Below are 13,273 nucleotides of genomic sequence, written 5' to 3'. Positions count from 1 at the left end.
GATTCTCCTCCGTTCCAGTATCGACACGTGAGAGCTCACACCGGCCGCTGCTGAGCAGTCGCAGCCCACGCCGCAAGCCCGAAGTACGCCAGCGCCGGCGCACGCCGGAGCGCACGATGCCCCGAGAGGCGAGAGCCCACAAGGCGGCTCACCCCGCCGGCGGCAAGGCAGTAGAACAGGTCGCAGACCAGACCGATCGCGGTGAACATAAGCCCCAGGACGAGCAGCTGCGGCCACGCGGCGAGCGCCGGGTTGACGAACTGCGGAAGGAACGCCAGGAAAAAGAGAATCACCTTCGGGTTCGCCGCTCCGAGCACAAACCCTCGCGCGTACGCGCGACGCCATGAGACCTGCGCCGGCGCGGAATGCTCCTCGGCATTGGGGCGCAGGTGCAGGCTTCGGATCCCGAGCCAGATCAGATAGCCGACACCCACCCACTTCAGCAACTGAAACAGCACGGCGCTGGTTGCGATCACGACGCCGAGTCCCGCCGCCGTCGCCGCGGCGAACAGCAGCGTCGCCGTCTCGACCCCCAGCGCAGAGCGCCACGCGTTCCGTGGCCCACGAGTGAGAGACGTCGTGACGAGGAACACGACATTGGGCCCCGGCATCAGCGCCAGGCCGAGGGCCGCGAGGCAGAACACCGCAGCATCAGAGATGGATATTCCTGGCGTCATCGGTCGCGAACCTCGTCGCTGGCCACGCCCCGGGTCTGGCCTGCAAGCGTCCACGCCGTGAAGGCCTCGACACCGTCGACCACCGCCTCGAATCTCGGCGAGTGGAACACGTCGAAAGAGTGCTGGCCACCGGGGAGTTCGGCGTAGACCACGGTGTTGACGCCTCCTCCGCGAGCCAGCTCCGCAACGTGCCGGGCCGCCTCCACTGTGCCCCAGCCGTCGTTCGTGCCGTGCGCAATGAACAGAGGCGGCGTGCGACCGGTGAAATAGCCCTGCGGCTGGAGCACCGACCCGGGCTCGGCAGGCGCCGCACCGAAGTAGTGCCCGTAGTACCCGTAGAGAAGTATCGCCCCGCTGACTGTCGTGTCGGAGTTCTCGAACCCGGGTTGAAAGCGAGGGTCGTTCGGGGTGAAGGCGCACATCCCCGCCAGGTTGGCTCCGGCAGAACTGCCCGATACGAACACCCTCGTCGCGTCGATGCCGTAGGCCTGCCCGTGTTCCCGGGCCCAGGCGATGACCTTCTTCGCGTCGATCTGGTGATCGGGGAAGTCTGCCTCGGGACGCAGGCGGTAATTGGCGCTGATACACACCCACCCGCGGCTCGCGAGTCGGGTCAGAAGCGGCCTGGCCTCATGGCTCTTCTTGCCTGTGGTGAAGCCACCGCCGTGGAAGTAGATCAGCACGGGTGCGTTCGAGGGAGCGTTGCGTCGGCGGTAGATATCCAGCAGGTTGCGGCGCCCGGCGTCGCCGTAACGGACGTCCTTGATTCGCTCCACATCCGGCCGCGACCGCACGAACGGAATCAGAAGGATGCGCAGCCAAGGCCGGTGCCGACGAAGCGTCACGTTCACCCGGCTTCGCCAGTCGGCTCCCAGTCCGCGCTCCAACGCCTGCTCGACAGCGCGATCGCTGAGCACTCCTCGCCAGGCCACGACCGCGAGGCCGACGAGCACCACTCCGGCGATTCCGGCCGCGACACGGCCGACGGGCGAGTGCAGATCGCCCTCTGCAGCCGCGAGCGCGGTGGAGGCGATCAGGAAGTAGATCGCCAGGAACGGCACCTCGTTGACGATCATGCCGAACAGCCAGCTCGACTTCGCGAGCAGGTTGGGGCGGCGGGGTGCCACGCATGCGAAGAACGTGCACCAGGCGACGATCGCCACAGTGATGACGTACCCGACCGGCCACGTCATGGTCGCTCCCCCGCCGGCGTGGTGCCATCACCTGCGCGCCGATAGTCCCGATGGTGTTCCACCAGCCTCTGCAGCAGTGCGACCAGCTGGTGCCGTTCACTCGGCGAGAGCGGTTCGAGCAGTTCGTCCTGCGCCGCGGTGGCGGCCGCCTCGAGCGCGGATAACGTCACCCGACCGGCAGGCGTGATCTCGACGGTGTTGCGGCGACGGTCCACCTGGTCCTTCTTGCGAACGATCGCCCCCTGCATCTCGAGCCGATTGAGCACGGCGACCAGGTCTCCGAGGTTGATCCCGAGACGGCGACCGAGGGCTGCCTGATTTATCGCACCGTACTGGGCAAGTCCCGCGAGAACCGCGAAATCCGTGCGCCCGGTCGAGTTTCCGAACGACTGTGCGACGAAGCGCCGCGCGTCCACTCCGGCGTGCCCCAGGAGCCACGTCGCCAACGCCCAGAGCTTGTCTGGTGGCGACGCCGCTTCCGGCGATTCCGTCTCCGTCATGACAGGCACTGTAGCAGATCGCTTGCAGTACAAACGATTATCGTGATCGGGTCCCATGACAGGCCGACGCCCCAGCGTCACGCCTGTGACAGGCATCCAGGGGTCGATCTCACTTGGCGCCGCGAGCACGTCGCGTCACCGTGGTCGGTCGATCAGCAGTTCGGCGACGGCATCCGGATCCTCGCGCATCGCGTTGTGGCCGGTCGGGATGTCGCGCACCCGCCAATTCGGGTCGGCACCGAGACGGGCGCGCAGGCTCGCGAAGGGAGTCTCGTCCTGCCAACCGGAGCAGAAGATGAAATCGCGCCGAGCAATGCCGTCGGCGGCGCCGGTCAGCCGGATGCGCTGCACGAGCGAAGCCAGCGGGTGCGGGCGACGACGCGCCTCGCCGCCACGCGTGGCCCGAAACGGCGGGCGAACGGCATAGCCCAGCTCTGCCGCACCGTCGATGAAGGACTGCCGGTAGGCATTGGTCGTCAACGACCAGCACGAGTCGCCGTCGCGAGGAACGTATGCATCGAGATACACCAGGCGGGAAACACGCTCGGCCGCACGATCCGCGGCGGCCGAGATCACCATCCCGCCGTAACTGTGACCCACGAGGGTCGCCTCGGCGATCCCGGCGGTCTCCAAGACCCCGACGACGTCATCCGCGTGCGTGTCGAGGTTCGCGCGCGCCGCTGTCGTGGCGTCGTGATCGGGTCCCAGGCCGGTCAACGTGAGGGCGTGCACGGTGTGACCTGCTGCCTCGAGCAACGGCGTCACCGCTTCGAAGGCCCAGGAGCCGTGCCACGCCCCGGGAACGAGAATGAACGTTGCCATCTGCGGCTACGCGCTCTGCAGCGCGGCCTCATCGGCGGGGGTGATCGGCGTTCCCGTTCCCGTGGTGATGAGTGCGCGCAGGCTTTCGAGCGCGTGTCGCGACCAGCCCACCGAGCAGCCCTCGTAGCAGTCCATCTCCGGCGTGAGGCCGATGTGGGTGAAGGTCAGTCGCGATCCGTCATCGGTCGGCTCGATGTCGAAGGTGATATCACTGCCGGCCCACTCGTCGGTCTCGGGCGACGAGGCGAACCAGTTCTCGACGACATGCCAGACGACTCTCTTGTGCGGCGTCAGCTCGGTGATCCGCGCGTGCGTGCGGTGGATCCCCGGCACCTCGTAGATGAACTCGCCCGGTCGATCCGTGTCGCCTGAGATGCGCTGTGACCACCAGCCACGCACATCGATGACCGCATTGAATACTTCGCCGGGCGACTGCGGCACATCGTAGGCGAAGGTGAAGTCGGTTTGCATCATGGTTCGTCAATCCTCTCGTCGGCTTCTGACATTCGCTTGCGTCACGCAAGTTCGACTACCCTTGCACGTAACCCTTTCGTGATGCAAGTACTGAGGTAGAATCAGGCTCATGTTGGGCAGGACGTACGACGGCGAGGTGTGCTCCATCGCTCGATCGCTGGAGGTCATCGGTGAGCGCTGGACCCTGCTGATCATTCGCAACGCCCTCTTCGCGGGCGTGACGAGATTCGGGGACTTCCAACGGCGCCTCGGCATCGCGACAAACGTGCTCACTTCGCGACTCGACGGCCTGGTCGCCGCCGACGTCATGGAGAAGTCGCACACCACAACGAATACGGAGTACCTGCTCACCGAGAAGGGTCGCGATCTCAGCGGAGTCCTCGTCGCGCTCACCGACTGGGGCGACCGCTGGGCTGCTCCCGATGGCCCGCCGATCATCTACCGTCACGGCAACTGCGACGGTGCAGTGCACAGCCGACTCGCCTGCGACACGTGCGGCGGCCAACCGGATGCCGTCACAGCCTCACCTGGCCCGGGCATGCCGGAAGAGCGGTGGACGGGGGCCGCGGAGTAATCGGCGCCGGATATCGTCGGACACATGGCGTATGAGGACTCGCGGCTCGTTGAGCTGTACGACATCGACAACCCCGACGGGTCAGACCACGACTTCTACCGATCGCTCGCCGACGAAGCGGCCGCTTCGTCGATCCTTGACCTCGGGTGCGGAACCGGGATGCTGACGGTGAGTTTCACGCACGCCGGACGCATCGTCGGGGTGGATCCCTCAGCCGCGATGCTCGCCTTCGCGCGGACCCGCCCCGGCACCGACCGCGTCGAGTGGATTCAGGGAGACAGCCGTGACATCCCGCGTCTCGACTTCGACTATGCGGTGATGACCGGCAATGTGGCACAGCACATCGGAGAGCTCGACTGGCCTCGCACTCTCCGCGATCTTCGGCGCGCGATGCGCCCCGGCGCAACACTCGCATTCGAGACCAGGAACCCGCTCGCTCGAGCCTGGGAGAACTGGCCGTCTCCTGAGAGGCGTACACGCGCGACGGCGCATGGACCGCTCGTCGAGTGGATGTTCGCAGACGAAACTACTCCTGGAACGGTTCGCATCCAAGCGTTCAACCTCTTCACCGAGACCGGCGAGACGGTGGTGGAGGATTTCGACTTGCAGTTCCGCGGGCGCATGACCGTTCAGGGCGATCTCGAGTCGGCAGGGTTCGACGTGGACGCCGTCTACGGCGATTGGAGCCGCAAGCCTTTTCAGGACGACGACCCTCTGATGGTCTTCGTCGCACACGCGCAGTGAGGGTGAGTTCTCCATCCCAAGAAGGGCTGGTCAGAGTGCAGGTGGCGGCGGGAAGAAACAGGGAAGACACCGCCGCCCGCTTGCGGGCCTTGCCTCATCCGGGAGCCGCGCCGTCATGGGGCGTTTCGTCATCGGCCCAGCTGAGGATGTCGCCGGGTTGACACTGGAGAACACGGCACATCGCGTCCAGCGTGGTGAACCTGACCGCACGCGCACGCCCGTTCTTCAGGACGGCGATGTTTGTCGGCGTGATGCCCACCGCGTCCGCGAAGTCACCGACTGACATCCCCCGCTGGACCAAGAGGCTGTCGATGTGGATGCGAACGGACATTCACACCACCTCATCGAGCTCGACCTGCATCGCGACAGCGCGACGCAGGAGTGCGCGCATGACCAGCAGCACAAGAGTGATCGCAATCCCCGTCGGCACGCAGGCTTCGACGAGCAGGAACAGCTGCGGCGGCCCGGGGATGAAGAAGAGCGCCGCAACGACCACCGCCGTCCCCACAACGAATGCTCCCACCAGCACATCGACCCACCGTAGGGTCGCAGGCCGAAAAATCCGATCGGATCTTGTGTAGCCGACGAGCACGCCGGTGGCCACGAGGATGACCAAGACACAGACCCCGAAGGCCATCGCGATCACGGCGAGCTGCCCCTTCGTGGGCGCCAGCACAGGGAGGAACTCTGCCAGATACCCGACGCTGTTGAACGCCCCTATCACTGACACCACGACCAGGACCAAGAGGCCACCGAGCGCCAACCACGTGAGCCAGGCAATCACGCCCGGGAGTCGCAGGTCGCTCTCGCGTCCACGCAGGTCGCTCTCGCGTCCCCGGTCGTCCAGCCACTGACAGAGAGTGTGTAGGTCGCCGGGCCTCTGTTGGCCGACGATGCCGCCCCCTCACTCATTCTCGTCGACCTGCTCACGACGATCACGAGTGCGCAGCACGCTCCGGGATAGCGACGGACACGGCAACTTCGGACGGCGTCAAGGGGTCACCATCGGACATCGGACTCGGTGAACGAGACCAACTTGCCCGCGGCGCGGGCATATGCGATCTCCCTGCTCGTCGACTCACCGATGTAGCCGCCCGGGTTGACGACGAGAACCCGATCCGCCAGATCGATCTTGCGCAGGTGAAGGGCGTCGAGCACAGACCTCTGGCTCTCGGAGACGGTTCCATTCATCTCGCCCGGCGCGAGCACGATGATGCCACGGAGAGTCAGCTCGCGGTTCGCCAAACGCATCGTTTCGACGAATCTCGACGAACCACAGATGCACACGATTTCCGGTCGGTCGGGCACGATTCAGTCTCTCTCCAAGCCCACCTGGCCCGCACGGCGCTGCAGCAGGAGAGGCGAACTCTCGAAGCCCGATCGCTCGTAGAGAGGTACGGACCGAGCGCTCGCGGTCACAAGGATCCGAGGTACGCTCCGCGCGTCGGCAGCGTCGCAAAGCGCATCGACAAGACGGCGCCCGATTCCGCGATTCCGGTGCGCTGGAGTCACATAGACGCTCTGGATGTCGGCCGTGAGCCTCTGCCGATCGGCGAAATCCGGAGCGCGCTCGAACAGCACCATCCACGCCATCCCGACGATCTGACCGTCGGCAACGGCCACTTCCACCACGAGCAAGTCGTCCTGACCCGCAATCCAGGTCGACAGAGCATCCGCGAACTCGTCGACCTCCTGGCGATTCGGTGACGGGTCGACCTGCGCCCATTCGATCTTGAGCTGAGCCAGATCGTGAGCATCGCCAGCGTCTGCCCGGCGCACATCGATGCCCACCACTGGCCCGTCGCCGGCGCTGAGACGCACGGCGGCTACGATCGTCGCTCGACCACCGTCCAAGCGGGCGAGGACGACGTTTCGTGACACTCGAGGCAGAGCCTCACCGGCTCCGAGGGCCGGCGTGAGCGTCACATGGGGTCGATAGCCCGCGTGCCAGTACGCGGGTTCGTCCGCGACAATGTGCGCGTCCACGCTAAGCTCGGCGATCAGCTCTTCGTGCAGCCCTATCGCCGACTCCGACCGCACCAATCTGACCGGGATGTCCCGATCACGGCCGAACATCGCCGTGTCACCGAACTCGAGTTGCAACGGTCGCTCCGGAGCGAGCGCGCGACGCATCTTCGCTGCGAGCTTGGCGGTAGACGCCTCAGTGGTGAAGTTCGACACGAGGGTCACGTGCGCCGGCCACTGCGTGCGATCGAACTCCGTCCCAACTTCCATCCCGTTGAGCATCGCCGCGATGACGTACCGCCGGGGGGATCCGCTGCCGGTCGTCATGTTTCAGTAGGCCGCGGTGAGGCGTCGCGATGCCGAGTCTAGTCGTACGGTACCGCCGTAAGGAACGATCCACTGCGGTCGCGTGTGACCGAATGGGGGGCCGATACACACGACCGCGTCGGGATTGTACCGGCTCACTTCAGCGATGATGACGTCACGTTGTTCCTGACGCAACCGACGACGCGACTCGGCATTGGGAACGGCATCATGGCTGCTCACCGGCGGGCGGGCGACGACTACAGCCTCTACGACACCGAGGACTCCTCGTTCGCCGAGAGCACGTATCCAGCGCTTGATGAGCACCGCCGGCGGCGCCTCTTCGCTCGACTCAAGGATCAGGACGCATCCGTGGAGCGACTCCAACGTCGGCATCCGCCCCGCGACGGCAAGTTGATCCACGACCTCGAAGCAGCCGCCCCAAGTCCTGCCCTCTGCGATCCGTTCCGGGCCAGCCCAGGTCCAGCTCTCTGTTGCCTCTCGCTGACCGAACTCCACAAGCGCCGCGGGTGTCAGCCAATCAGGCCCAAAGTCCTCGGACTCGCCAGGTTCGGTGATCTCAATCTCTCCTCCATCGAAGAGCGCAGCTCGCAATCCGACGAGGTGCGCGGCATCGATCCTCGGCCCGGGGCCAAGGTGAACCTGAGTCGAACCACCGTAGTAGGCAGGAAGGCCGAGTTGCCAGAGCCAGTTAAGGAGGTTGGTGTTGTCGCTGTAGCCGAAGAACGGCTTGGGGTTCGCGATCGCGACCGCCTCATCGAGGTAGGGAATCACGGTGATCTCATCGTCGCCGCCGATGCTCGCGAAGATCGCGCGGATGGTCGTATCCGCGAAGGCAGTATTGACATCGGCAGCACGTGCCTCCGGCGACGCGCCCAGCATTCGCGTCGTTGGGAACTCGACGGGGATCAGCCCCAGTTCGGTCTCGATTCTCCGCATCGCCTGGTCATGCACCATGGGAGCAAAGCCAGGAGCCGCAAACGAAGGCGAAAGCACCGCGACCCGATCCCCGGGACGCAGCCGTACGCCTCGGCTCTGAGTCGTCTGCTCCAACATCCGACCATTCAATCATTTCCCGGTTGCTCCAGCGGGCAGCGTGGACATCATCTCGCCGTCGTCGCGATCTATTGAGATGACACGACTGCGCCGCCACGCTCGGCAGGATCGACCTACGGCCGGCCTAACGTCCTGACTACAGATCGGTTGGCAGAAACTACAGGTCGTCTGTCAGGACCACAGACTCGATGGCAGAAACTACAGATGGGGTGTCATTGGACCGGACGGGCCGCGACTGATGCAAATCATGAGAGCTGCATAAGAATTACGAAAAGATAACGCTCAGGGCTGGCCTCCGTTATCTCGTCGTTATATAGTTGTCGCACGGTGGTTGTTTTGCTGTGGCAGCCACCGGCATGTGATTGCAGGACACTCTTGGTGCAAGGGAAAAGGCCCGGTCAGTAAGCCTCTCTGACCGGGCCTTACTTTGTGCGAGGCTTGCCTCGCGGCATCCATCGTGTGAAGCTCAGCAGCATGAGCACCTCCCCCTGGCACAACTCCCTCTTCTCCGACGGCTGGCGGCCCGGCGGCGGTGACCCGCTGCCGGTGATCGCTCCGGCAACCGGTGCCGTAATCGACACCGTTGCGCAGGCGGATGCCGCGGACCTCGACCGCGCGGTGGCGTCGGCCACATCCGCGCAGAAGACGTGGGCGAAGCAGCCCTATGCCGCGCGGGCCGCAGTCATGCTCAAGGCCGCGCAGCTGCTCGAGTCCGACCCGGCGCGCCTGACCGGCGTGCTCATCCCCGAGAGCGGGTCGGGCAGCGGCAAGGCCGATTTCGAGGCCGGGCTGGTGATCAGCGAGTTGCACGAGGCTGCGGCCGCGGCATCCCACCCCTACGGCGAGCTGCTGCGCAGCGTCAAAGACCGCACCTCGATCGCCCGGCGCGTTCCCCTGGGGGTGGTCGGGGTGATCTCGCCGTTCAACTTTCCGGCGATCCTGTCGATGCGGTCGGTCGCGCCGGCGCTGGCGCTCGGCAACGCCGTCATTCTCAAGCCCGACCCGCGCACGTCGATCTCGGGTGGGCTCGCCCTCGCGGCCCTGCTCGAAGAGGCAGGGCTGCCTCGGGGCGTGCTGCACGTGCTGCCCGGAGGTGGAGAGCTCGGCGCCGCGCTGGTCGTGCACCCCGGCATCCCGTGCATCTCATTCACGGGCTCGACGCCGGCCGGCCGCAAGATCGGCGCAGCGGCTGCTCCCCTGCTCAAGCGCGTGCACCTCGAACTCGGCGGCAACAACGCGATGCTCGTGCTGCCCGACGCCGATGTGCAGGCGGCAGCGTCGGTCGGCGCATGGGGGTCATTCCTGCACCAGGGGCAGATCTGCATGACCACCGGTCGGCACCTCGTGCACCGTTCTCACGCCGACGAATACGTCGCCGCGCTGACACAGAAGGCCCGCGGCATCCCCGTCGGTGATCCGGAAGAGGGGATGCCGCTGGGCCCGGTCATCGACGAGAAGCAGCGCGATCGCGTGCACGGGTACGTCACGGCGGCCGTCGAGCACGGCGCCACGCTGGCGGTCGGCGGAGAGTACGACGGCCTCTTCTATCGGCCGACGGTGTTGACGGATGTCGCAGCCGACAATCCTGCATGGGCCGAGGAGATCTTCGGCCCTGTCGCACCGGTGCAGATCTATGACGACGTCGACGAGGCGATCGACGTGATCAACGCGTCGGAGTACGGGCTATCGGTGTCGATCATCACCTCCAACCCGTACGCCGCGTACGAGCTGTGCGACCGGATCGAGTCGGGCGCCGTGCACATCAACGACGCCACGGTCGACGACGAAGCGGTGATCCCGTTCGGCGGATCAAAGGCTTCGGGGGTAGGCGGTCGATTCGGCGGTCCGCACGCCAGCCTGGACACCTTCACAGAGACGCAGTGGATCACGATGCAGAGCGCGGTGGAGAGGTACCCGTTCTGACGGCGGTTCCTCCACAGGTTGCGCATCGGGTGCCCGACCCACAGAACGCCCGCGGGAAGAGGGGTATCGACCCGTGATGTCGGAAGCGTCCGCGATCTTGTCGGCATGAACGCCGCATGTCGTATGCTTCATCGCCAAGTCAGTCTCCGCCCCGACCGAATCTGTTTAACACCTAAACACCCGGCGCGTTTAGCGACTAAAACTAGTCGGCGTAGCGCTGCTCGCTGTCGGCCTTCGCCTGCCGGGCGTCGTGCTGCAGCGTCAAATCGCGGGCGACGGCGCGGTATGCCTGTTCTTCGGGCACGCCGATCGCCGTCCAAGCCAGCCAGCGCGCCGTCAGCTCATCGGTCGAATACCCCAGCAGCTCGGACCAACCTGTTGAAAGCTCACGGAAATGGCCGTCGAATCCGGCCACACATGCGAGGTCGGCGCTCAATTCCAGCAGCCGTGCGGCCGCGGCATCCGGCCATGCGTCCAGCCCCAGCCCGCGCGCGGTCATCGTCGTCCTTCCCCTGCGTCCCCGCGTTCATGGTATTCCCGCGGGCCGCCGTGCGGGGCGTTTCGACTCGCTGCGCTCGCTCAACGGGCGGGAGTCCGCTCGCTCAACGGGCGGGGCTGCGCTCGCTCAACGGGCGGGAGTGCGCTCGCTCAACGGGCGGGACTGCGCTCGCTCAACGGGCGGGGAGCACTATGCCTGGGCTACACCCCGCCACCGCCTCCACCGCCGCCGCCACCGCCGGAGAATCCACCGCCCCCGGAACCGCCCGACGTGGAGGACGACGCCGCCGCGGTCGCCGACAGCGAGCTGATGCCGGCGGCGAACGTCGCGGCGTTGAAGGCGGCGACGTTGCCGGCGTACCAATACGGACTCTGATCGTGCGGGTACATCGTCGCCAGTTGCTGCGCCCACTCCTTCTCTTGCCCGAAGACCACGGCAAACGGCAGCAGCGCCTCGTAGAGCTTGATCATCTGTCGCGGGTCGCCGGTGTTCACCGGCACGCGCTCGGCGCCCGAAGGCGACTGCAGCATGCGGATGCGGTCGGCCTCGGCCCACTCGATGAACACCTTCAGACCCTCGAGATGGTCGCGAACCTCGGCACCGGCGGCGCTGAACGGCTTGCGGGCTATCAGCATGAGGGATGCCACGAACCCTGCCGTTCCCGTCACGATGAGTATCGCCGGCACGGCGGGGGCGACATAGGTGGCCAGCGCGATGATTCCCGCCAGGAGCGTGACCCCGAAGCCGGCACTCGCCACGATGATCGGCACGCGACGGGCTCCCCCGGGAACCGCCCGCCGCCAATGCCGGCGCTTGACCTCGGCGGCGCCCCACTTGAGCATCTTCTGACCGGCCTTGGCGAATTTCGTGTTCGTCTCACCGAACGTGAACACGTCGCCGGGCGCAGGCGTGCTGCCGAACATGCCGGCGAGCAGCATCCTGCCGTCTGCGTCTTGGGCGCGTGAGGCATCCACCAGCTCTGCCTGCATCTTGTGCGTGCCGAACACCCGCCGCGTGCCCTCAAGCAATCGGATGCTGCCACCCACCGCCTGCTCGAGAACCTCGGCCGGAATCGCCTTCGGCGTCTTTCCCAGCAACACGGCCGCCAGCAACGCGTCGACCCCGTCGGGCGGCGTGTACTCGGCGACGATCGTGGGGCGACCTGCGGCATCCCGCAGCTTGCGCACACGAACGATGATCGCCGAAATGACACCGCCGATCACACCGAGCAGGCCGACGCCCTGGATCCAGCCCCACGGGGAGGCCAGCGGAGAAGCGTCGAAGGGGGTGAAGGTGCCGGCCGTGAAGCCGACCGCCATCGACATGTTCTCTTCGGCGGCGATGTCTCGCACTGCGGCGTGCACGGTCGCCGATCCGTCAGCGTCGATGGTGGTGGAGATCTCGCACGACGTCGTCGCCCCGTACACCCCCTGATAGCAGGACTGCTGCCCGGTGAGGTCCCCGGCGAGCGCGGCGGGCACGTGCAGCGTCGCTGTCACCGCGCCGAAGGGCTGCGGCCAGCCGGTTCCGTTGACGTCCCAGTAGAACTCGTCGTCGCCGGTGTCGGGAAAATGCCAGGTCACATGCCGTGCGGTGTAGGTGAACACGAACGTCTGCAGCCCGTGCAAGTAGTGGTCGGCTCGCGAGGTGATGGTGAAGGTGCCGTCGTCGTCATCGGTTTCGGCCGGGCGAGGGTCGCCGTTCTCGTCGGTCACCGACACCAGGTGCAGATTCAGCGGCTGCCCGTTGTAGGTGTCGGGGATCTGCCGGCGCATCCCGTGGTTCTGGTCGGAGTCGGGGAACTCGGCGACGAATGTCTCGACGACCGTCAGCGTGCTGGTGCCGTCGTCGTCGCGACCGAGTGTGTAGTCGGCGTCGAGGCTCGCAAACGTGAAGTCGTCGACGTCGCCGGCGACGGGGCCGATCGCAAGGGGTGTCGCCGATGCCGAGGCAGCGGGAACGACCAAGAAAAGGGATGCCGCGGCCACCGTGGCCACGGCCAGAAGAGAGCGGACGAATCGAGGCATCCCTGTCAGCCTATGTGGTCCCGATACGCTGGAGCGATGACCGACCGTCGCCTGGCTGTCGCCGCGTGGGAGAGCCTATTCCGGGCGCAGCATGAGATCTTCGCGCAGATAAGTTCCGATTTCGACGAGGGAACGCTGAACCAGGCCGAGTACGACGTGCTGCTGACAGTCACGCGCTCCCCGCAGATGACGGCGCGATTGCGGGATGTCACGGCGAACATGCTGATCAGCCAGCCGAGTGTCTCACGGCTGGTGGAGAAGATGGTCGCCCGCGGTCTGCTGTCCAAGTGCGCCGATCCCGATGATGGACGCGGTGCGCTCGTGCGCGCGACACCTGAGGGGGCGTCTCGGTTTCGTGCGCTGGCCATCACCCACGCCCGCGGCATCGCCGAGAAGATGATGCCGCTCGACGATGCCGAATTGGCCGAACTGAAGCGGCTGACCGAGAAGCTGCGCGGCCCGAGCGTCGAATGATCACCGGGCACGAACAGGCGT

At 66.1% G+C, this 13,273-nt stretch carries 16 protein-coding genes; 4 read left to right on the top strand and 12 right to left on the bottom strand.

Annotation, left to right across the window (positions count from 1 at the left end; all coding sequences use genetic code 11):
* Window positions 1–35: 35 nt before the first annotated feature.
* The 5 genes from ET475_RS10365 to ET475_RS10345 form a co-directional block, all read right to left on the bottom strand.
* On the bottom strand, window positions 36–677 hold the full coding sequence (locus ET475_RS10365) for a LysE family translocator (RefSeq protein WP_129389563.1): 642 nt from the start codon (window positions 675–677) through the stop codon (window positions 36–38).
* Complete coding sequence (locus ET475_RS10360) at window positions 674–1,870, bottom strand: alpha/beta hydrolase (RefSeq protein WP_129389560.1); 1,197 nt, start codon at window positions 1,868–1,870, stop codon at window positions 674–676. Before ET475_RS10360 ends, ET475_RS10365 begins: the two co-directional genes overlap by 4 nt.
* Window positions 1,867–2,370 (bottom strand): MarR family winged helix-turn-helix transcriptional regulator, encoded by a 504-nt coding sequence (locus ET475_RS10355; RefSeq protein ID WP_165310874.1) that lies wholly within the window; start codon window positions 2,368–2,370, stop codon window positions 1,867–1,869. The genes ET475_RS10360 and ET475_RS10355 overlap by 4 nt, the downstream gene beginning before the upstream one ends.
* Window positions 2,371–2,505: 135 nt before the next feature.
* Window positions 2,506–3,192: an alpha/beta fold hydrolase gene (locus tag ET475_RS10350; protein ID WP_129389553.1), complete on the bottom strand. Its 687-nt coding sequence runs from the start codon at window positions 3,190–3,192 to the stop codon at window positions 2,506–2,508.
* 6 nt (window positions 3,193–3,198) lie between these two features.
* The gene (locus ET475_RS10345) at window positions 3,199–3,666 is read right to left on the bottom strand and encodes an SRPBCC family protein (RefSeq protein WP_129389550.1); all 468 of its coding nucleotides are present in this window, start codon (window positions 3,664–3,666) and stop codon (window positions 3,199–3,201) included.
* Window positions 3,667–3,775: 109 nt separating this feature from the next.
* On the opposite strand from ET475_RS10345, the gene ET475_RS10340 reads away from it, so the two are divergent.
* Together ET475_RS10340 and ET475_RS10335 are read left to right on the top strand one after the other, a co-directional pair.
* Window positions 3,776–4,240, top strand: coding sequence for a winged helix-turn-helix transcriptional regulator (locus ET475_RS10340; RefSeq protein ID WP_129389547.1), 465 nt, complete (start codon window positions 3,776–3,778; stop codon window positions 4,238–4,240).
* A gap of 24 nt (window positions 4,241–4,264) precedes the next feature.
* Window positions 4,265–4,984: a class I SAM-dependent methyltransferase gene (locus tag ET475_RS10335; RefSeq protein WP_129389544.1), complete on the top strand. Its 720-nt coding sequence runs from the start codon at window positions 4,265–4,267 to the stop codon at window positions 4,982–4,984.
* A 94-nt stretch (window positions 4,985–5,078) separates the two neighbouring features.
* On the opposite strand, the gene ET475_RS10330 is transcribed toward ET475_RS10335, so the two are convergent.
* From ET475_RS10330 to ET475_RS10310, 5 genes are all read right to left on the bottom strand, one after another.
* Complete coding sequence (locus ET475_RS10330; RefSeq protein ID WP_129389541.1) at window positions 5,079–5,315, bottom strand: helix-turn-helix domain-containing protein; 237 nt, start codon at window positions 5,313–5,315, stop codon at window positions 5,079–5,081.
* Window positions 5,316–5,768, bottom strand: a complete 453-nt coding sequence (locus ET475_RS10325) for a DUF2975 domain-containing protein (RefSeq protein ID WP_165310872.1) — start codon at window positions 5,766–5,768, stop codon at window positions 5,316–5,318.
* A gap of 215 nt (window positions 5,769–5,983) precedes the next feature.
* Window positions 5,984–6,292 (bottom strand): hypothetical protein, encoded by a 309-nt coding sequence (locus ET475_RS10320; protein ID WP_129389534.1) that lies wholly within the window; start codon window positions 6,290–6,292, stop codon window positions 5,984–5,986.
* A gap of 3 nt (window positions 6,293–6,295) precedes the next feature.
* Complete coding sequence (locus tag ET475_RS10315; RefSeq protein WP_129389532.1) at window positions 6,296–7,276, bottom strand: GNAT family N-acetyltransferase; 981 nt, start codon at window positions 7,274–7,276, stop codon at window positions 6,296–6,298.
* 3 nt (window positions 7,277–7,279) lie between these two features.
* Complete coding sequence (locus ET475_RS10310; protein ID WP_129389529.1) at window positions 7,280–8,329, bottom strand: S66 family peptidase; 1,050 nt, start codon at window positions 8,327–8,329, stop codon at window positions 7,280–7,282.
* 474 nt (window positions 8,330–8,803) lie between these two features.
* Here ET475_RS10310 and ET475_RS10305 point away from each other — a divergent pair, with 474 nt between their 5' ends.
* On the top strand, window positions 8,804–10,252 hold the full coding sequence (locus ET475_RS10305) for an aldehyde dehydrogenase family protein (protein ID WP_129389526.1): 1,449 nt from the start codon (window positions 8,804–8,806) through the stop codon (window positions 10,250–10,252).
* 202 nt (window positions 10,253–10,454) lie between these two features.
* Here ET475_RS10305 and ET475_RS10300 read toward each other — a convergent pair whose 3' ends face one another.
* Window positions 10,455–10,751 carry a hypothetical protein gene (locus ET475_RS10300; RefSeq protein ID WP_165310640.1) on the bottom strand — a complete coding sequence of 99 codons (297 nt, stop codon included), beginning with the start codon at window positions 10,749–10,751 and terminating at the stop codon, window positions 10,455–10,457.
* Between the two features lie 200 nt (window positions 10,752–10,951).
* Window positions 10,952–12,778 (bottom strand): DUF2207 domain-containing protein, encoded by a 1,827-nt coding sequence (locus ET475_RS17990; protein WP_207205334.1) that lies wholly within the window; start codon window positions 12,776–12,778, stop codon window positions 10,952–10,954.
* A 36-nt stretch (window positions 12,779–12,814) separates the two neighbouring features.
* Here ET475_RS17990 and ET475_RS10290 point away from each other — a divergent pair, with 36 nt between their 5' ends.
* Window positions 12,815–13,252: a MarR family winged helix-turn-helix transcriptional regulator gene (locus ET475_RS10290; protein ID WP_129389520.1), complete on the top strand. Its 438-nt coding sequence runs from the start codon at window positions 12,815–12,817 to the stop codon at window positions 13,250–13,252.
* Window positions 13,253–13,273 lie beyond the last annotated feature (21 nt).

This window comes from Microbacterium protaetiae, assembly GCF_004135285.1.
GTDB lineage: Bacteria > Actinomycetota > Actinomycetes > Actinomycetales > Microbacteriaceae > Microbacterium > Microbacterium protaetiae.
The sequence above is the reverse complement of the archived record's forward strand: the minus strand, read 5'-3'. Positions and strand labels throughout refer to the sequence as shown.

What these genes read in the sequence shown, in the direction of transcription:
- ET475_RS10310 (WP_129389529.1), bottom strand. Translation starts at nt 8,329, where the DNA reads ATGTTGGAGCAGACGACTCAGAGCCGAGGCGTACGGCTGCGTCCCGGG.
- ET475_RS10290 (WP_129389520.1), top strand. Translation starts at nt 12,815, where the DNA reads ATGACCGACCGTCGCCTGGCTGTCGCCGCGTGGGAGAGCCTATTCCGG.
- ET475_RS10330 (WP_129389541.1), bottom strand. Translation starts at nt 5,315, where the DNA reads ATGTCCGTTCGCATCCACATCGACAGCCTCTTGGTCCAGCGGGGGATG.
- ET475_RS10345 (WP_129389550.1), bottom strand. Translation starts at nt 3,666, where the DNA reads ATGATGCAAACCGACTTCACCTTCGCCTACGATGTGCCGCAGTCGCCC.
- ET475_RS10335 (WP_129389544.1), top strand. Translation starts at nt 4,265, where the DNA reads ATGGCGTATGAGGACTCGCGGCTCGTTGAGCTGTACGACATCGACAAC.
- ET475_RS10365 (WP_129389563.1), bottom strand. Translation starts at nt 677, where the DNA reads ATGACGCCAGGAATATCCATCTCTGATGCTGCGGTGTTCTGCCTCGCG.
- ET475_RS10300 (WP_165310640.1), bottom strand. Translation starts at nt 10,751, where the DNA reads ATGACCGCGCGCGGGCTGGGGCTGGACGCATGGCCGGATGCCGCGGCC.
- ET475_RS10350 (WP_129389553.1), bottom strand. Translation starts at nt 3,192, where the DNA reads ATGGCAACGTTCATTCTCGTTCCCGGGGCGTGGCACGGCTCCTGGGCC.
- ET475_RS17990 (WP_207205334.1), bottom strand. Translation starts at nt 12,778, where the DNA reads ATGCCTCGATTCGTCCGCTCTCTTCTGGCCGTGGCCACGGTGGCCGCG.
- ET475_RS10355 (WP_165310874.1), bottom strand. Translation starts at nt 2,370, where the DNA reads ATGACGGAGACGGAATCGCCGGAAGCGGCGTCGCCACCAGACAAGCTC.
- ET475_RS10305 (WP_129389526.1), top strand. Translation starts at nt 8,804, where the DNA reads ATGAGCACCTCCCCCTGGCACAACTCCCTCTTCTCCGACGGCTGGCGG.
- ET475_RS10315 (WP_129389532.1), bottom strand. Translation starts at nt 7,276, where the DNA reads ATGACGACCGGCAGCGGATCCCCCCGGCGGTACGTCATCGCGGCGATG.
- ET475_RS10360 (WP_129389560.1), bottom strand. Translation starts at nt 1,870, where the DNA reads ATGACGTGGCCGGTCGGGTACGTCATCACTGTGGCGATCGTCGCCTGG.
- ET475_RS10340 (WP_129389547.1), top strand. Translation starts at nt 3,776, where the DNA reads ATGTTGGGCAGGACGTACGACGGCGAGGTGTGCTCCATCGCTCGATCG.